At 73.6% G+C, this 17,676-nt stretch carries 19 protein-coding genes; 18 read left to right on the forward strand and 1 reads right to left on the reverse strand.

What is annotated here, in order from left to right; translation table 11 throughout:
- Positions 1-4: 4 nt before the first annotated feature.
- From def to IEY98_RS31875, 6 genes are read left to right on the forward strand one after another with little or no spacing between them, the layout of a single operon-like run.
- Positions 5-550: a peptide deformylase gene (gene def, locus IEY98_RS31850; RefSeq protein ID WP_189214416.1), complete on the forward strand. Its 546-nt coding sequence runs from the start codon at positions 5-7 to the stop codon at positions 548-550.
- On the forward strand, positions 550-1,476 hold the full coding sequence (gene fmt / locus IEY98_RS31855; RefSeq protein ID WP_189214417.1) for a methionyl-tRNA formyltransferase: 927 nt from the start codon (positions 550-552) through the stop codon (positions 1,474-1,476). The genes def and fmt overlap by 1 nt, the downstream gene beginning before the upstream one ends.
- Positions 1,473-2,873 carry an RsmB/NOP family class I SAM-dependent RNA methyltransferase gene (locus IEY98_RS31860; protein WP_189214418.1) on the forward strand — a complete coding sequence of 467 codons (1,401 nt, stop codon included), beginning with the start codon at positions 1,473-1,475 and terminating at the stop codon, positions 2,871-2,873. The genes fmt and IEY98_RS31860 overlap by 4 nt, the downstream gene beginning before the upstream one ends.
- A complete protein-coding gene (locus IEY98_RS31865) occupies positions 2,870-3,370 on the forward strand; it encodes a flavoprotein (RefSeq protein ID WP_189214419.1) in 501 nt (166 codons plus the stop codon). Before IEY98_RS31860 ends, IEY98_RS31865 begins: the two co-directional genes overlap by 4 nt.
- Positions 3,367-4,338 (forward strand): asparaginase, encoded by a 972-nt coding sequence (locus IEY98_RS31870; RefSeq protein ID WP_229787842.1) that lies wholly within the window; start codon positions 3,367-3,369, stop codon positions 4,336-4,338. Before IEY98_RS31865 ends, IEY98_RS31870 begins: the two co-directional genes overlap by 4 nt.
- Positions 4,339-4,346: 8 nt before the next feature.
- A complete protein-coding gene (locus IEY98_RS31875) occupies positions 4,347-4,997 on the forward strand; it encodes an O-methyltransferase (protein ID WP_189214420.1) in 651 nt (216 codons plus the stop codon).
- Here the strand turns inward: IEY98_RS31875 and IEY98_RS31880 are convergent.
- Positions 4,994-5,344, reverse strand: a complete 351-nt coding sequence (locus tag IEY98_RS31880; protein ID WP_189214421.1) for a hypothetical protein — start codon at positions 5,342-5,344, stop codon at positions 4,994-4,996. The genes IEY98_RS31875 and IEY98_RS31880 overlap by 4 nt on opposite strands.
- A gap of 131 nt (positions 5,345-5,475) precedes the next feature.
- Here IEY98_RS31880 and argC point away from each other — a divergent pair, with 131 nt between their 5' ends.
- The 12 genes from argC to tyrS are packed head-to-tail and all read left to right on the forward strand — an operon-like array spanning position 5,476 to position 17,380.
- Positions 5,476-6,498 carry an N-acetyl-gamma-glutamyl-phosphate reductase gene (gene argC / locus IEY98_RS31885; RefSeq protein WP_189214422.1) on the forward strand — a complete coding sequence of 341 codons (1,023 nt, stop codon included), beginning with the start codon at positions 5,476-5,478 and terminating at the stop codon, positions 6,496-6,498.
- Entirely contained in the window at positions 6,495-7,673 is a 1,179-nt protein-coding gene (gene argJ, locus IEY98_RS31890) for a bifunctional glutamate N-acetyltransferase/amino-acid acetyltransferase ArgJ (RefSeq protein WP_189214423.1), read from the forward strand. The genes argC and argJ overlap by 4 nt, the downstream gene beginning before the upstream one ends.
- Complete coding sequence (gene argB / locus IEY98_RS31895; protein WP_189214424.1) at positions 7,670-8,551, forward strand: acetylglutamate kinase; 882 nt, start codon at positions 7,670-7,672, stop codon at positions 8,549-8,551. The genes argJ and argB overlap by 4 nt, the downstream gene beginning before the upstream one ends.
- Positions 8,548-9,729, forward strand: a complete 1,182-nt coding sequence (locus IEY98_RS31900) for an acetylornithine transaminase (protein ID WP_189214425.1) — start codon at positions 8,548-8,550, stop codon at positions 9,727-9,729. The genes argB and IEY98_RS31900 overlap by 4 nt, the downstream gene beginning before the upstream one ends.
- Positions 9,729-10,646 (forward strand): ornithine carbamoyltransferase, encoded by a 918-nt coding sequence (gene argF / locus IEY98_RS31905; RefSeq protein WP_189214426.1) that lies wholly within the window; start codon positions 9,729-9,731, stop codon positions 10,644-10,646. Before IEY98_RS31900 ends, argF begins: the two co-directional genes overlap by 1 nt.
- Entirely contained in the window at positions 10,643-11,152 is a 510-nt protein-coding gene (locus tag IEY98_RS31910) for an arginine repressor (protein WP_189214427.1), read from the forward strand. Before argF ends, IEY98_RS31910 begins: the two co-directional genes overlap by 4 nt.
- Positions 11,145-12,344 (forward strand): argininosuccinate synthase, encoded by a 1,200-nt coding sequence (locus IEY98_RS31915; protein ID WP_189214428.1) that lies wholly within the window; start codon positions 11,145-11,147, stop codon positions 12,342-12,344. The genes IEY98_RS31910 and IEY98_RS31915 overlap by 8 nt, the downstream gene beginning before the upstream one ends.
- Before the next feature lie 12 nt (positions 12,345-12,356).
- Positions 12,357-13,772, forward strand: coding sequence for an argininosuccinate lyase (gene argH / locus IEY98_RS31920; protein ID WP_268244624.1), 1,416 nt, complete (start codon positions 12,357-12,359; stop codon positions 13,770-13,772).
- Positions 13,745-14,383 carry a DNA-3-methyladenine glycosylase gene (locus IEY98_RS31925; RefSeq protein ID WP_189214429.1) on the forward strand — a complete coding sequence of 213 codons (639 nt, stop codon included), beginning with the start codon at positions 13,745-13,747 and terminating at the stop codon, positions 14,381-14,383. The genes argH and IEY98_RS31925 overlap by 28 nt, the downstream gene beginning before the upstream one ends.
- 34 nt (positions 14,384-14,417) lie before the next feature.
- Positions 14,418-14,591 (forward strand): hypothetical protein, encoded by a 174-nt coding sequence (locus IEY98_RS31930; protein ID WP_189214430.1) that lies wholly within the window; start codon positions 14,418-14,420, stop codon positions 14,589-14,591.
- A gap of 32 nt (positions 14,592-14,623) precedes the next feature.
- On the forward strand, positions 14,624-16,069 hold the full coding sequence (locus IEY98_RS31935) for a P-loop NTPase family protein (RefSeq protein WP_189214431.1): 1,446 nt from the start codon (positions 14,624-14,626) through the stop codon (positions 16,067-16,069).
- 27 nt (positions 16,070-16,096) lie between these two features.
- Positions 16,097-17,380: a tyrosine--tRNA ligase gene (tyrS, locus tag IEY98_RS31940; protein ID WP_189214432.1), complete on the forward strand. Its 1,284-nt coding sequence runs from the start codon at positions 16,097-16,099 to the stop codon at positions 17,378-17,380.
- Positions 17,381-17,676 lie beyond the last annotated feature (296 nt).

Consider the following 17,676-nt stretch of genomic DNA (forward strand, 5'->3'; position numbering starts at 1 on the left):
AGGCGTGACCGTCCAGCCGATCCGGCTCTTCGGTGATCCGGTGCTGCGCACGCCCGCGGTCGAGGTCGTGGACTTCGACAAGGAGCTGCGCACGCTGGTGAGCGACCTCTGGGACACCATGCAGTCCCAGGGCGGCGCCGGGCTGGCCGCGCCGCAGATCGGCATCGGGCTGCGGGTGTTCACCTACAACTGCGACGGGGTGGCCGGGCACCTGGTCAACCCGGCCTGGACCGCTGTCGGCGACGACGAGCAGGACGGCCAGGAGGGGTGCCTGTCGATCCCGGGCCTGTACTGGGACTGCGTGCGGGCCAAGAACGTCGTCGCGCGGGGCTGGAACATGCACGGCGAGCCGGTCGAGATCCAGGGCAGCGACCTGCTGGCCAGGGCCATCCAGCACGAGACCGACCACCTCGACGGCGTGCTGTTCCTCGACCGCCTCGACGAGGACACGCGCAAGCGGGCGATGGCCGAGATCCGGTCGGCGTCCTGGTTCGACGGGACGGTGCCCACCATCAAGCAGAGCCCCCACCCGCTGTTCGGGGCGCGCTGATGCGGGTGGTGTTCGCGGGAACCCCCGAAGCCGCCCTGCCCTCGCTGCGCGCGTTCCTGGCCAGCGGCCGCCACGAGGTCGTCGCCGTCGTCACGCGGCCGGACGCGCCCGCGGGCCGCGGCCGGGGGCTGGTCCGCTCGCCGGTCGGCGCGCTGGCCGACGAGCACGGCATCGAGGTGCTCACGCCCGTCAAGGCGTCCGACCCGGACTTCAAGGCCCGGCTCGCCGACCTCGCGCCGGACTGCTGCCCGGTCGTGGCCTACGGCAACCTGCTGCCCCAGTCGGTGCTGGACATCCCGAAGCACGGCTGGATCAACCTGCACTTCTCCGTCCTGCCCGCGTGGCGCGGCGCCGCTCCGGTCCAGGCGGCGATCAAGCACGGCGACGAGATCACGGGGGCGACCACGTTCCGCATCGTCAGGGAACTGGACGCGGGCCCGGTGTTCGGCGTGCTCACCGAGCCGATCCGGCCCGATGACACCGCGGGCGACCTGCTCGGCAGGCTGGCCGAGGCGGGCGCGGGCCTGCTCGTGTCCACGGTGGACGGCGTCGCCGCCGGGGCGCTGGCCGCCGTCGAGCAGCCCGCCGACGGCGTCAGCTACGCGCCGAAGGTCCTCGTCGAGGACGCCAAGGTCGACTTCAAGCACCCGGCGCTCGCGGTGGACCGGCTGGTCCGCTCCGTCACGCCCGACCCGGGCGCGTGGGCGCTGTTCCGCGGTGAGCGGGTCAAGCTGGGCCCGGTGACCACCGTCGCGGACGTGGACCTGGCCCCGGGGGAGTTGAGCGTGGAGCGCAAACGCGTGCTCGTGGGCACCGCGACGCACGCCGTCGCGCTGGGCGACGTGCAGGCGCAGGGCAAGAAGCGCATGGCCGCGACCGACTGGGCCCGCGGCGTGCGTCCGGAGCCGGGGGAGGCCCTGTCGTGAACCGCCGCCCCGCCCGCCCGCCGCGCTCGCACCCGCCGCGGCGCTCGTCGGGCCCGGCCCGGCCGCCCGTCGACGACCCGGCCCGCAGGGCCGCGCTCGACACCATCCGCGCCGTGCGCGCCGACGACGCCTACGCCAACCTCGTGCTGCCCAAGCTCCTGCGCGAGCGCAGGCTGTCCACCCGGGACGCCGCGCTGGCCACCGAGCTGGCCTACGGAACCTGCCGCGCCTGGGGCCTGCTCGACGAGGTCCTCGCCGCGTGCGTCGACCGCCCGCTGTCCAAAGTGGAGCCGCCGCTGCTCGACGCCCTGCGCCTGGGCGCCTATCAGCTGCTGCGCACCCGCATCCCCGCGCACGCTGCCGTCGCCGCGACCGTCGACCTGGTCCGCGCCGACCTCGGCTCCCGCGTCACCGGCTTCGCCAACGCCGTCCTGCGCCGCGTCGCCGAGAACGACGAGGACGCCTGGCTCGACCGGCTCGCCCCGGACGACCCGATCGGCAACATCGCCGCCCGCACGGCGCATCCGCACTGGATCGCCCGCGCGTTCGCCGACGCGCTCGGCACCACCGGCGAGGAACTCGCCGCCGCCCTGCGCGCCGACGACGAGCGCCCCGCCGTGCACCTGGTGGCCCGGCCGGGCGAGCTGAGCGCGGAGGAGCTGGCCGCGCTCACCGGGGGCGACCCCGCGCCGTACTCGCCCTACGGCGTGCGCATGGAGGCGGGCGCGGGCGATCCCGGCGACCTCCCGCCCGTGCGCGAGAACCTCGCGGGCGTGCAGGACGAGGGCAGCCAGCTGTGCGCGCTGGCCCTGACCAGGGTGCCCGTCGACGGCCCTGACGAGCGCTGGCTGGACCTGTGCGCGGGTCCCGGCGGCAAGGCGGCCCTGCTGGGCGCGCTCGTCGGGATCAACGGCGGCACGCTGGACGCCGTCGAGCAGGCCCCGCACCGCGCGCGGCTGGTCGAGCAGTCCACCGCGGGCATGCCGGTCACCGTGCACGTCGCCGACGGGCGCGACTGCGGTCTCGAGCCGGGCTTCGACCGCGTCCTGGTCGACGCCCCCTGCACCGGTCTCGGCGCGCTGCGGCGGCGTCCGGAGGCGCGGTGGCGGCGTCAGCCGAGCGACGTCGGCGACCTCACCAAGCTCCAGCGCGAGCTGTTCACCGCGGCGCTGGAGCTCGTGCGCCCCGGCGGCGTCGTCGCCTACGTGGTGTGCTCGCCGCACCTGGCCGAGACCGAGGGCGTGGTCTCCGACGTGCTGCGCAAGACCGGCGCGACCCAGCTCGACGCCCGCGAGTTCTTCCCCGGCGTGCCGGACCTCGGCGCGGGACCGGCGGTGCAGCTCTGGCCGCACCGGCACGGCACCGACGCCATGTTCTGCGCGCTGGTCCGCAGATGATCCTCGGCCTGGTCTCCGCCGGGGGCGGTGGCGTGGAGCACCGCCTGCGGCTGGAGGTCGCCGTGCCCGCGGCCCGCAGGGGCTGGCGGCTGGCCATCACCCTCACCCCGACCGCGGCGCGGTGGCTGGAGGCGGCGGGCGAGGTCGCGCGGCTGCGGTCGCTCACCGACCTGCCGGTGCGGTGGGAGTCGCGGCTGCCGGACGAGCCCAAGCCGTACCCGATGCCGGACGCGTTCCTGTTCGTGCCCGCCACCGCGAACTCGGTGGCGAAGCTGGCCGTGGGCATCTCCGACAACCAGGCCATGACCGCGCTCAACGAGGCCGTCGGCACCCCGGGCGTCCCGGTGGTCGTGCGGCCCCAGGCCAACCCCGCGCAGCGGGCCCACCCGAGGTGGGAGGCCCACCTGGAAACCCTGCTCAGCTACGGCGTCCACATCGCCGACGGACCGTCGGACGACCCGTGGGAGCCGCTGCTCGACCTGATCGAGGCCCTGTGAAACGAGTCGCCATCCTCGCCATGGGCGGCACCATCGCCATGGTCCCCGCCCCCGGCGGCGGCGTCGTCCCCGCGCTCGGCGCCGACGACCTGGTCAAGGCCCTGCCGGACCTCGACGCCGCCATCACCGCCCGGACTGTGCGGACCCTGCCCAGCCCGTCGATCGGCTTCGCCGACCTCGTCGCCCTCGCCGACGCTGTCCGCGAGGAGATCGCCGCGGGCGCCGACGGCATCGTGGTCACCCACGGCACGGACACCATCGAGGAGACCGCGATCTTCCTCGACCTCACCGTCCCCGGCGACACCCCGGTGGTCGTCACCGGCGCGATGCGCCCGCCCGCGTCGCCGGGCGCTGACGGGCCCGCGAACCTCTTCGCCGCGGTGAAGGTCGCCACGTCGGAGGACGCGCGCGGCCTCGGCGTGCTGGTCGTCATGTCCGACGAGGTGCACGGCGCCCGGTTCGTGCGCAAGGGCCACACCAGCAGCACCGGCGCGTTCGCCTCGCCCGGCTTCGGCCCGCTCGGCCTCGTCGTCGAGGGCGAGCCGAGGCTGCGCGGCTTCCCCAGGGTCGGGCTGACCGTGCCGATCGGGCCGAAGGTCGAGGACATCCGGGTCGGCCTGGTCACGGTGGCGCTCGGCGACGACGGCGGTCTGCTGCGCTGCGCGGCCCCCGCCTTCGACGGCGTCGTCCTCGCCGGGCTGGGCGCGGGCCACGTCCCAGCGGACATGGTCCCGCTGGTGGCGGAGGTGGCCGCGCGCATCCCGGTCGTGCTGGCCTCGCGCACCGGGTCGGGCTCGGTGCTGCGCCAGACCTACGGCTACCCCGGCTCCGAGCGCGACCTGCTCGACCGCGGCCTTGTCCACGCGGGGTTCCTCGACCCTGCGAAGGCCCGCGTGCTCCTGCACCTGCTGTTGGCCGACGGCGCCGACCGCGACCGCGTCACCGAGGCGTTCGACCACTACCGATAGGGGACCCGATGGACGTCCTGCCCGCCGACCTGTCCGACTACCTGCTGGCCCACTCCAGCCCGGCGGACGAGCTGCTGCGCGAGCTGGCCGAGGAGACCGCGCGGTCCTTCCCGGACGCGCTGAGCATGCAGATCTCGCACGACGAGGGCGAGTTCCTGACCATGCTCGTGCGGATCACCGGCGCCCGCCGCGCGGTCGAGGTGGGCGTGTTCACCGGGTACTCGTCGCTCTGCATCGCCCGCGGCCTGCCCGCCGACGGCACACTCCTCGCCTGCGACGTCAGCGAGGAGTGGACCGCCGTCGCCCGCCGCTACTGGGAGCGCGCGGGGGTGGCCGACCGGATCGAGCTGCGCATCGCGCCCGCGATCGAGACGCTGCGCGCCCTGCCGACCGAGGAACACCTCGACATCGCCTTCATCGACGCGGACAAGGTGTCCTACCCGGACTACTACGAGGAGATCGTCACCCGCCTGTGCCCCGGCGGACTCGTCCTCCTCGACAACGTCCTGCGCGGCGGCCGGGTCCTCGACCCGGACCCGGCCGACGAGGCCACCGCCGCCATCATGCGCACCAACGACCTCGTGGTGGCCGACCCGCGCGTGGACGTGGTGATGCTGCCGCTGCGCGACGGCGTGACGATCGCCCGCAAGCGCTCCTAGACGACGTAGAAGCTCGGGCCGGGGACGCCGTGGACCTCGGCCCCGCGGGCGCTGTTGTAGATCGACGACCCGAGGTAGCGCGAGCCGGTGTAGACGTCGATCCGCTCGTTCGCGCCGTTGCCGCCCACCCACGTGTCCAGGCAGGTGACGCTGTACGGGCGCTTGGCCGGGGTGATGGACAGCCCGCCCCGGCCCGGGAACTTCACCGTGATGAAGAAGTCCTTGCCGGTGCAGACCTTGATCGTGCCCGGGGTGGCCGCCTGCGCCGGACCGGCGCCCAGCATGGTCAGGCCGAGTGCGCCGATGACTCCGGCCAGCGCGACTCGGTAGGTCTTCGCCTTGCGCATGGTGTCTCCGTGGTTCGCGGGGCTTCGCAGCCCGTCCCTGGTTGCCTACGCCGCCTACACGGGCCCTGGCCCCGGTGGGGTTCACACCCCCTGTCTTGATTGACTTTGCATGAGTGTGCATAATCATTCGCATGACGGTTCGGGTCGCGGTCGCGGGGGCCAGTGGGTACGCCGGGGGGGAGGCGCTGCGCCTGCTCCTCGGCCACCCCGACGTCGAGATCGGCGCGCTGACGGCGGGCGGCAACGCGGGCAGCGCGCTCGGCGAGCACCAGCCGCACCTCCTTCCGCTGGCCGACCGCGTCCTGGCCGAGACCACGCCGGAGGTCCTGAAGGACCACGACGTCGTCTTCCTCGCCCTGCCGCACGGCCACTCCGCCGCCATCGCCGCCCAGCTCCCCGACGACGTGCTCGTCATCGACTGCGGCGCCGACCACCGGCTGAACGACCCCACCGCGTGGGACCGCTGGTACGGCGGCGAGCACGCGGGCGCGTGGCCCTACGGCCTGCCCGAACTCCCCGGCGGCCGCGACGCGCTCGTCGGCGCCCGGCGGATCGCCGTGCCCGGCTGCTACCCCACCGTCAGCTCCCTGGCGCTGGCCCCCGCCCTGGCCGCGGGCCTGATCGACCCCGAGGTCGTCGTGGTCGCCGTCTCCGGCACCTCCGGCGCGGGCAAGGCGCTCAAGCCGCACCTGCTCGGCTCGGAGGTCATGGGCTCCCTCAGCGTCTACGGCGTCGGCGGCGCGCACCGGCACACCCCGGAGATCGCCCAGAACCTCGGCAGGGCAGCGGGCCGCCCGATCGCGGTCTCCTTCACCCCGGTCCTGGCGCCGCTGCCGCGCGGCATCCTCGCCACCTGCAGCGCCCAGCTCACCGGCGGCGGCGACGAGGTCCGCGCCGCCTACGCCAAGGCCTACGAGCACGAGCCGTTCGTGCACCTGCTGCCCGAGGGCCGCTGGCCCACCACGGCGGCCGTCCTCGGCTCCAACGCCGTCCAACTCCAGGTGACCGTCGACCCCGACCTCGACCGGCTGATCGCCGTCGGCGCGGTCGACAACCTCACCAAGGGCACGGCGGGCGCCGCCGTGCAGTCCATGAACATCGCGCTCGGCCTGCCGGAGACCACCGGCCTGTCCACCGTGGGAGTCGCCCCGTGACCGCACTCGACCGCACCACCGGAGTCGCCGCCGCCCAGGGGTTCCGCGCCGCGGGCGTGGCCGCGGGCATCAAGGCCTCCGGCAACCCGGACCTGACCCTGGTCGTCAACGACGGCCCCGCGCAGGCCGCGGCGGGCGTGTTCACGACCAACAAGGTCAAGGCCGCCCCCGTGCTGTGGTCGCAGCAGGTCCTGACCACCGGCAGGCTGCGCGCGGTCGTCCTCAACTCCGGCGGCGCGAACGCCTGCACCGGCCCCGAGGGCTTCCAGGACAGCCACGCCACCGCCGAGAAGGTCGCCGACGTCCTCGGCGTCGGGGCGGTCGAGGTGGCCGTCTGCTCCACCGGCCTCATCGGCGAGCGCCTGCCGATGGACGCTGTCAAGTCCGGAGTGGACATCGCGGCGAAGGAACTGGCGGGCGGTCCGGCGGCCAGCCTGGCTGCCGCGACGGCGGTCATGACCACCGACACGGTCCCCAAGCAGGTCGCGCTCACCCGGTCGGGCTTCACCGTCGGCGGGTTCGCCAAGGGGGCGGGCATGTGCGCGCCGAACATGGCCACCATGCTCTCGGTCATCACCACCGACGCCGACGTCGACCAGTCCACTCTGGACAAGGCGCTCAAGGACGCGGTCGCGCGGACCTTCAACCGGCTCGACGTCGACGGCGGCACCTCCACCAACGACACCGTCCTGCTGCTGGCCTCCGGCGCGTCGGGCGTCAAGCCCGACGCCGCCGAGTTCGCGCAAGCCCTGGAAAGCGTTTGCGCCGACCTGGTGGCCCAGCTCCAGGCCGACGCCGAGGGCGTCACCAAGCACGTGTCGATCACCGTCCGCGGCGCGGCCACCGACGCCGAGGCCGTCGCCGCCGCCCGCACCGTGGCGCGCGACCCGCTGTGCAAGACCGCCTTCTTCGGCAGCGACCCCAACTGGGGCCGCATCGCCATGGCCGTCGGCAACGCGCCCACCGCGTTCGACCCGCAGGCCCTCGACATCACGATCAACGGCGTCGCGGTGTGCCGGGCGGGCGGGCGCGGCGACGACCGCTCGCTGGCCGACCTGACCGGCCGCGAGATCACCGTGGAGATCGACTTGCACGCGGGCCCCGGCACGGGCACGGTCCTGACCACCGACCTCTCCCACGGCTACGTCGAAGAGAACAGCGCGTACAGCTCATGACCAGCCCCTCAGAAAAGGCGGCCATCCTCATCGAGGCGCTGCCGTGGCTGCGTCGGTTCCACGGCGCGCTCGTCGTCGTGAAGTACGGCGGCAACGCCATGGTCGACGACACCCTCAAGCGCGCGTTCGCCGAGGACATGGTCTTCCTGCGCCTGGCGGGCCTGCGCCCGGTCGTCGTGCACGGCGGCGGGCCGCAGATCTCGGCCATGCTCGACCGCCTCGGCATCCCGACCGAGCGCGCCGCGGGCCTGCGGATCACCACGCCGGAGGCGATGGACGTCGTCCGGATGGTCCTCACCGGGCAGGTGGGCCGGGAGATCGTCGGGCTGATCAACCAGCACGGCCCGCACGCGGTCGGCATCTCCGGCGAGGACGCGCACCTTTTCACCGCCGAGAAGCGCACCGCCGTCGTCGACGGCGAGGAGGTCGACCTGGGCCAGGTCGGCGACGTCGTCGCGGTGAACCCGGCCGCCGTGCTGGACATCGTCGACGCGGGCCGCATCCCCGTCGTGTCCACTGTGGCGCCGGACGTCAACGGCGTGCCGCACAACGTCAACGCCGACACCGCCGCCGCTGCCCTCGCGGTCGCGCTGCGGGCGGAGAAGCTCGTCGTGCTCACCGACGTCGAGGGCCTCTACGCCGACTGGCCCGACCGGTCGTCGCTGCGGCACGAGATCCGCGCGGGCGAGCTGGAGAAGCTGCTGCCCGGGCTGGAGAGCGGGATGGCCCCGAAGATGGAGGCGTGCCTGCGCGCCGTCCAGGGCGGCGTGCCGCGCGCCCACGTCATCGACGGGCGACTCGCCCACTCCGTGCTGCTGGAGGTCTTCACCGGCACCGGGGTCGGAACCATGGTGCTACCGAACGAGGGGGAAGAATGATCGGCTCCAACGCCGAAGGCCAGTCGCGCTGGCAGGGCGCGATGATGAACAACTACGGCACCCCCGCGCTCACCCTCGTGCGCGGCGAGGGCGCGCACGTCTGGGACGCCGACGGCAACCGCTACACCGACCTCCTCGCGGGCATCGCCACCAACGTCCTCGGCCACGCCCACCCCGCGATCGTCGAGGCCGTGTCGACCCAGATCGCCACCCTCGGCCACACCTCCAACCTCTACGCCAACCAGGTCACCGTCGAGCTCGCCGACGCCCTGCTCGACGTCGCGGGCCTCACCGGCCAGGCGCGCGTGGTCTTCTGCAACTCCGGCGCGGAGGCCAACGAGGCAGCGCTCAAGCTCACCCGGCTCACCGGCCGGTCCAAGGTCATCGCCTGCACGGGCGCCTTCCACGGCCGCACGATGGGCGCGCTCACCCTGACCGGCCAGCCGCCGAAGCGCACGCCGTTCGAGCCGCTGGTGCCCGGGATCGAGCACGTCCCGTTCGGCGACGTGGAGGCGCTGCGCGCCGCCGTCGACGCCGACACCGCCGCGGTGTTCATCGAGCCCGTCCTCGGCGAGGGCGGCGTCATCCCCGCCCCGGACGGCTACCTGCACGCCGCCCGCGAGATCACCGCGGCCGCGGGCGCGCTGCTCGTGCTCGACGAGGTGCAGACCGGCATCGGCCGCCTGGGCTCCTGGTTCGCCTTCCAGCAGGCCGGGATCGTCCCCGACGTGTTCACCCTGGCCAAGGGCCTCGGCGGCGGGCTGCCGCTGGGCGCGTGCGTCGCCGTCGGCGCCGCGGCCGAGCTGTTCGGCCCCGGCCACCACGGCACCACCTTCGGCGGCAACCCGGTCGCCTGCGCCGCCGGGCTGGCCGTGCTGCGCACCATCGCAGCCGACGGCCTGCTCGACCACACCGCCGCCGTGGGCAAGGACCTCGCCGCAGGCGTCGAGGCGCTCGACCACCCGCTCATCGCCGGGGTGCGCGGCGCAGGCCTGCTGCTGGGCATCGCGCTGACCCGGCCCGTCGCCGCGGACGTCGCGAAAGCCGCGCAGGGCAAGGGCTTCCTCGTCAACAACGTCCAACCCGACGCGGTCCGGCTGGCCCCGCCGCTGGTCCTCACCGACGAGCAGGCCGCCGGGTTCGTCGCCGCGCTGCCGTCGATCCTGGAGGGAACCTGATGGTCCGGCACTTCCTCCGCGACGACGACCTCAGCCCCGCCGAGCAGCGGGAGGTCCTCGACCTCGCCAAGGCGGTCAAGGCCGACCCGCTGGGCGGCAGGCCGCTGGCCGGGAAGTCGGTCGCGGCGATCTTCGAGAAGAACTCCACCCGGACCCGGCTGTCCTTCGAGGTCGGCATCGCCCAGCTCGGCGGCCAGCCGATCGTGGTGGACGGGCGCACGATGCAGCTGGGCCGCGAGGAGACCATCGAGGACACCTCCCGCGTGCTGTCCCGCTACGTCGACGTCGTCGTCTGGCGCACCTTCGCCCAGAAGCGCATGGACGCCATGGCCTCGGCGTCGCGCATCCCGGTGATCAACGCGCTGACCGACGAGTTCCACCCCTGCCAGGTCCTCGCCGACCTGCAGACCATCGAGGAGCGCCACGGCAGGCTCGCGGGCGTCACCGCGACCTACCTCGGCGACGGCGCCAACAACATGTCCCACTCGCTGCTGCTCGGCGGCACCACTGCGGGCATGCACGTGCGGGTCGTGGCCCCCGAGGGCTTCCAGCCGCAGCCGGAGATCGTCGCCGCCGCGGAGAAGCGCGCCGCGGAGACCGGCGGCAGCGTCACCCAGTTCACCGACCCCGAGGCCGCCATCGACGGCACCGACGTCGTCGTCACCGACACCTGGACCTCCATGGGCCAGGAGAACGACGGCCGCGACCGCGTCAGCCCGTTCCGGCGGCTGCAGGTCAACGCCGACCTGATGAGCCGCGCCGCCCCGGGCGCCATCGCGCTGCACTGCCTGCCCGCCCACCGCGGCTGGGAGATCACCGACGAGGTGCTCGACGGCCCGGCCAGCGCCGTCTGGGACGAGGCCGAGAACCGCCTCCACGCCCAGAAGGCCCTGCTCACCTGGCTGGTGTCGCGGTGACCACGCGCACCGCGAGGCAGGCGCGCATCTCGGCGATCGTCGCCAACCAGGCCGTGCGCAGCCAGACCGAGCTGGCCAAGCTGCTGGCCGCCGAGGGCGTCGAGGTCACCCAGGCGACGCTCTCGCGCGACCTCGACGAGCTCGGCGCCGTCAAGCTGCGCGGCATCGACGGCGGCGCGCCCGTCTACGTCATCCCCGAGGACGGCAGCCCCGTGCGCGGCATGGAGGGCGGCACCTCGCGGCTGACCCGCCTGCTCGGTGAGCTGCTGGTGTCCGCCGACGCCTCGGGCAACCTCGCGGTGCTGCGCACCCCGCCCGGCGCTGCCCAGTTCCTGGCCAGCGCCATCGACCGCGCCGCGCTGCACGACGTCGTCGGCACCATCGCGGGCGACGACACCCTCGCGGTCATCTGCCGCGAACCCGTGACCGGCCGTGAGCTGGCCGACCGATTCACCGCCATGGCCGCTCGGCCCAACGGTTCAGACCAAGGAGAGAGCAATGAGTGACAGGGTGGTGCTGGCCTACTCCGGCGGGCTTGACACCTCGGTGGGCATCGGCTGGATCGCCGAGGAGACCGGCGCCGAGGTCGTGGCCGTGGCCGTGGACGTGGGCCAGGGCGGCGAGGACATGGACACGATCCGCAAGCGGGCGCTGGAGTGCGGCGCCGTCGAGGCGGTCGTCGCCGACGCCCGCGACGAGTTCGCCGAGCAGTACTGCCTGCCCGCCCTGCAGGCCAACGCCCTCTACATGGACCGCTACCCGCTGGTCTCGGCCCTCTCCCGCCCGGTGATCGTCAAGCACCTGGTCGAGGCCGCCAAGTACCACGGCGCGAGCACGGTCTCCCACGGCTGCACCGGCAAGGGCAACGACCAGGTCCGCTTCGAGGTCGGCATCGGCGCGCTGGCCCCCGACCTCAAGGTCATCGCGCCCGTGCGGGACTTCGCCTGGACCCGGGAGAAGGCCATCGCCTGGGCCGAGGAGCGCAACCTGCCCATCGACGTGTCGAAGAAGTCCCCGTACTCCATCGACCAGAACGTCTGGGGCCGGGCGGTGGAGACCGGGTTCCTCGAGGACATCTGGAACGCGCCCATCGAGGACGTGTACTCCTACACCGCCAACCCGGTGGAGCCGCGCGACCCCGACGAGCTGGTCATCACCTTCGACAAGGGCGTCCCGGTCGCCATCGACGGCGAGACCGTCACGGTGCTGCAGGCCATCCAGGAGCTCAACCGGCGCGCGGGCGCCCACGGCGTCGGCCGCCTCGACATGGTCGAGGACCGGCTGGTCGGCATCAAGAGCCGCGAGGTCTACGAGGCCCCCGGCGCGATCGCGCTGATCACCGCGCACCAGGAGCTGGAGAACGTCACCGTCGAGCGCGACCTGGCCCGCTTCAAGCGGACCGTCGAGCAGCGCTGGGGCGAGCTGGTCTACGACGGCCTGTGGTTCTCCCCGCTCAAGGACGCGCTCGACACGTTCATCGCCAAGACCCAGGAGCACGTGACCGGCGACGTCCGGCTCACCCTGCACGGTGGTCGCGCCGTGGTCACCGGGCGGCGCTCCGAGCAGAGCCTGTATGACTTCAACCTGGCCACCTACGACGAGGGCGACTCGTTCGACCAGTCGCTGGCCAAGGGCTTCGTCCAGCTCTGGGGCCTGCCCAGCAAGATCGCCGCGAAGCGCGACCAGGCACACCACTGATCTAGGAGCGATGTGAGCAACGGCTTGTGGGGCGGGCGGTTCGAGAGCGGACCCGCCGAGGCGATGGCCGCCCTGTCGGCGTCCACCCACTTCGACTGGCGGTTGGCCCGCTACGACATCGCGGGCTCCCGGGCGCACGCCCGGGTCCTGCGCAGGGCCGACCTGCTGACCGACGCCGAACTCACCGGCATGCTCGCCGCGCTGGACGCCCTGGAGGCCGACGTGGTCTCCGGGGCGTTCACGCCGACCGTCGCCGACGAGGACGTCCACACCGCGCTGGAGCGCGGCCTCATCGAGCGCGCGGGCCCCGACCTCGGCGGCAAGCTCCGCGCGGGCCGCTCCCGCAACGACCAGGTCGCCACGCTGTTCCGCATGTGGCTGCGCGACGCGGCCCGCCAGGTGGCGGGCGGCGTGCTGGACGTGGTGGACGCGCTGACCGACCAGGCCCGGCGGTACCCGGACGCGGTGATGCCCGGCCGCACCCACCTGCAGCACGCCCAGCCGGTGCTGCTGGCCCACCACCTGCTGGCGCACGCGCAGTCGCTGCTGCGCGACGTCGAGCGGCTGCGCGACTGGGACAGGCGGGCCGCGGTGTCCCCGTACGGCTCCGGCGCGCTCGCGGGGTCGTCGCTCGGCCTCGACCCGGCCGCCGTCGCCGAGGAGCTGGGCTTCGACGGGCCGGTCGAGAACTCCATCGACGGCACCGCCTCGCGCGACTTCGCCGCCGAGATCGCGTTCGCGCTGGCGATGCTCGGCGTGAACCTCTCCCGGGTCGCCGAGGAGGTCGTGATCTGGACGACCGCCGAGTTCGGCTACGCGACCCTGGACGACGCGTGGGCGACCGGCAGCTCGATCATGCCGCAGAAGAAGAACCCCGACGTCGCCGAGCTGACCAGGGGCAAGTCCGGCAGGCTGATCGGCAACCTGACCGGCCTGCTGGCCACGCTGAAGGCCCAGCCGCTGGCCTACAACCGCGACCTGCAGGAGGACAAGGAGCCGCTGTTCGACTCCGTCGAGCAGCTGGGCCTGCTGCTCCCGGCGATCGCGGGCATGGTGCGCACGCTCACCTTCCACACCGACCGGCTCGCCGAGCTGGCCCCCGCCGGGTTCACCCTGGCCACCGACATCGCCGAGTGGCTGGTCCGCCAGGGCGTGCCGTTCCGCGTCGCGCACGAGGCCGCGGGCGCGTGCGTGCGCGTGGCCGAGGGGCGCGGGGTCGGGCTGGAGGACCTTACCGACGACGAGTTCGCCGCGGTGGATCCCGCGCTGACTCCCGAGGTGCGGGACGTGCTCACGGTCGCGGGCTCGATCGCCTCGCGCGACGCGTACGGTGGCACCGCGCCGCCTCGGGTCGCCGAGCAGCAGGCGCGCGTGGAGCGGCGGATCGAGGAGCACCGGGCGTGGGCCGAGGAGATCGTGCGGAAGTAGGACCCCAGGGGCGAGGAGCGCAGTTCACGCGGTCGGAGCTGGCCGTCGACCCGCTCGACGCCGCCCGGCTGCTGCTGGGGTCGTACCTGGAGTCCGCGGGCGTGACCGTGCGGATCGTCGAGGTCGAGGCCTATCGGGGCGGCGACGATCCCGCGTCGCACTGCTACCGGGGCCGCACACCCCGCAACGACGTGATGTTCGGGCCCGCGGGCCACCTGTACGTGTACTTCGTCTACGGGATGCACTTCTGCGCGAACGTCGTGTCCCTCACCGACGGGGTGCCCGGCGCCGTGCTCCTGCGCGCGGGCGAGGTCGTGTCCGGAGTGGACCTGGCGCGGTCCCGCAGGCCCGCCGCGCGCTCCGAGGCCGATCTCGCGCGCGGGCCCGCCAAGCTGTGCGGCGTGCTCGACCTCGACCGAGGGCACAACGGCATCGACCTGACCTCGCCGACGTCGCCCGTGCGCCTCTACAAGGGCGAGCCCGTGGCGGACGTGTCGGTCGGCCCCCGGGTCGGCGTGGCCGTCGCCGTGGACGTCCCGTGGCGGTTCTGGGTCACCGGCTCCACGGCGGTCAGCACCTACCGGCGCGGCACGAGGGCACGTCCGGCCTAACGACATGGCGTGACTGTTCCTGTACCAGTGGTACATGGAAGGCGACGACACCACGAACAACGAGGTGGACGGCACCGTTCACGGCGACGTGCACCAGATCCGGGACGTGCACGGGAGCGTCGTGTTCGGCCCGAGGAGCACGCCGCCGCCCACCCGCGCCAGCTGCCCGCCCCGCCTCGGCCGTTCCTCGGCAGGCAGGCCCACCTGACCGCGCTCACCGCGGCCGCCGACGCGGCGCACGTGGTGGTCCTGACCCACCCCGCGCCCGGCATCGGCAAGACCGCCCTGGCCGTGCACTGGGCGCACACCGCCGCCGAGCGCTACCCCGACGGCCAGCTCTACGTCGACCTGCGCGGCTCCAACCAGCACGGCATCACCCGCCAGGCCGCCGACGTCGCCCACGACGTGCTGATCGCCTTCGGCGCCGACCCGCACCCCGGCGCGGACGCCCGCCTCGCCCAGTACCGGACGCTGCTCGCCGAGAAGCGCGTGCTCCTGGTGCTCGACGACGCGCGCGACGCCGACCAGGTCCGACCCCTGCTGCCGCCCGGCAGCCGCTCGCTGGTCGTCGTCACCAGCAGGCACGACCTGGTGACCCTGGGCGCGCCGTCGGTGCGGCCCACCGAACTCGACCCGGTCGACTCCGCCGACCTGCTCACCGCCCTCGCCGTCACCGACCCGGCAGCGGCCCGCGCCTTGGTGCACCTCTGCGCGGGCCTGCCCGCCGCCCTCATCGCCGCCGCGGGCGCGGGCCCCGCCGACCGCATCGCCGCCGAGCTGTGGGCCACCCCGGAGATCGGCAGCGAGCCCGACCCCGCCGCCCGCGCCCAGCGGGTCGTGGCCTGGGCCAGGAGCCGAGGCGGGCGGACCTGGGCCGAGCCGCTGGCCGCCGCGGCCTGGCTCGCCGACCGCCGCCTGCTCATCGGCGCGGGCGTGGCGCTGTGCGCCGCGGTCCTCGCCGTGTCCACCGAGTTCATCGCGGCCAGCGGACTGCTCGGCGTCCTGTACTTCCTGCTGCGCTTCGGCGCGCTCGGGGTGGGCCTCGCCCTCCTGCACCGCCCCGGCCCCGCGGGGGCGCTCGGCGCGGGGCTGAGCGCGGGCAGCGCGGTCGCCCTGCTGGTCGACGCCCTGGTGTCGATCAACTTCAGCGGCCAGGTGCTGGTCTGGCTGGAACTGCTCGCCGCACTGGTCTTCGCGACCCTGCTGTGGGTGCACGTGCAGCCGGTGCGGACCCGGCCGCGCGGCCTGCGCCTGGTGCCGCCCGCGCGGCGCCCGCTCGCCTTCGCCGCGCTCGGGGCGGTGTCGGCCTGGTTCATCCTGCTGTTCGTCGCGATCGACCTGGACGAGTACACCTCGGCAACGCCCGTCGGCTGGGGCGGCGCGCTGGGCATGCTGCTGCCCGTGGCGACCGTCGGCGGGCTGTGCGCGCTGGCCGCGCTCACCGAGATCCCCGACGAGGTCCACCGCGTCCGGATCGGCGCGGCTGTGGTCGCCTACCTGGCGCCCGAGCTGGTCCTGCTCACCGGCACGTTCGCCCTCGGCGACCGGTTCGCGTACGTGGGCGGCGGGCTGTGGACGAGGGAGCACCCGGCCCCGGCGTACTCGGCCGTGCTCGCCGCCGTCCTGGCCGTCGTGCTGCTCTCCGCCCTCACCCTGCTGCGCCTGCGTCAACCCGGTCGCCGCTGACCACGGTGGTGGGCGAAGATGGAGCGCGTGAGCGAACACATCCTCGACGAGCTGTCCTGGCGCGGCCTGATCGCGCAGTCCACCGACATCGACACCCTGCGCAAGGATCTCGACGCGGGCCCGCTCACGCTGTACTGCGGCTTCGACCCGACCGCGCCCAGCCTGCACGCGGGCAACCTGGTCCCGCTGCTCATGCTGCGCCGCTTCCAGCTCGCCGGGCACAAGCCCATCGTGCTGGCGGGCGGGGCCACCGGCATGATCGGCGACCCGCGCGACACCGGGGAGCGCACACTCAACTCGCTCGACACCGTCGCCGAGTGGGCCGGGCGCATCCGCGGCCAGCTGGAGCGCTTCGTCGCCTTCGACGACCGCAACGGCCCGGGCACCGCCGCGACGATCGTGAACAACCTCGACTGGACCGGCGGGCTGTCCGTCCTGGAGTTCCTGCGCGACGTCGGCAAGCACTTCTCCATCAACGTCATGCTCGGCCGTGAGACGGTGAAGCGCCGCCTCGACGGCGACGGCATGTCGTACACCGAGTTCAGCTACCTGCTGCTGCAGTCCAACGACTACCTGCACCTGTTCCGCGAGTACGGCTGCAGGCTCCAGGTGGGTGGCTCCGACCAGTGGGGCAACATCATCGGCGGTGTCGAGCTGACCCGGCGCGTCGCGGGTGAGTCCGTGCACGCGCTGACCGCGCCGCTGGTGACCGACGCCGAGGGCCGCAAGTTCGGCAAGTCCACCGGCGGCGGCAACGTCTGGCTCGACCCGGCCATGACCTCGCCCTACGCCTGGTACCAGTACTTCGTGAACGTCGGCGACGCCGACGTCATCCGGTACCTGCGCCTGTTCACCTTCCTGCCGCGCGAGGAGATCGACGCGCTGGCGGCCGACACCGCCGAGCGCCCGCACCTGCGGGCCGCGCAGAAGCGGCTGGCGGAGGAGTTCACGACGCTGGTCCACGGCGAGCACGAGACCGCCCAGGTCGTCGCCGCCAGCCAGGCCCTGTTCGGCCGAGGCGAGCTGGCCTCGCTCGACCTGAGCACGCTGGACGCGGCCATGGCCGAGGCGCCCACCGGGACCGTCCGGCTCGCCGACGGGCCGACCATCGTCGACCTGCTCATCGCCTCCGGCCTGGCCGACAGCCGGGGCGCGGCCCGGCGCACGGTCAACGAAGGTGGCGCGTACGTGAACAACACCAAGATCGTCGACGAGGCGTGGCAGCCCGCCAAGGAGGACCTGCTGCACGCAAAGTGGCTGGTCGTACGGCGTGGCAAGCGGAACACGGCGGGCGTCGAGGTCCAGCTTTAGCGGTGCCGGGGAGAAAGTTGGCGTGACCGTCGTCACATTCACAGCGCGGTGGGCCTGGGTTACCTTGGCATCAGACCTGACACAGGGCTGATGACCTGCGGTTTCGCTCTGGGTCGGGCGCCTGGGGGTGCGATTTGACCTCCAGTTGGCGGCCGTGTAACTTTCTCTCTGCCAGCGCGGAACGGGCCGGATCAACCGGACCGGGCGCGGCGGATCAAGACAAAGCCTGAAGTAACCAGCCTTCCTCGGAAGTCGCCTGCGGCGGATGAGGTTGAGCGTGTGTTGTTTGAGAACTC

This window comes from Actinokineospora fastidiosa, from assembly GCF_014648415.1.
Classification (GTDB): Bacteria; Actinomycetota; Actinomycetes; order Mycobacteriales; family Pseudonocardiaceae; genus Actinokineospora; species Actinokineospora fastidiosa.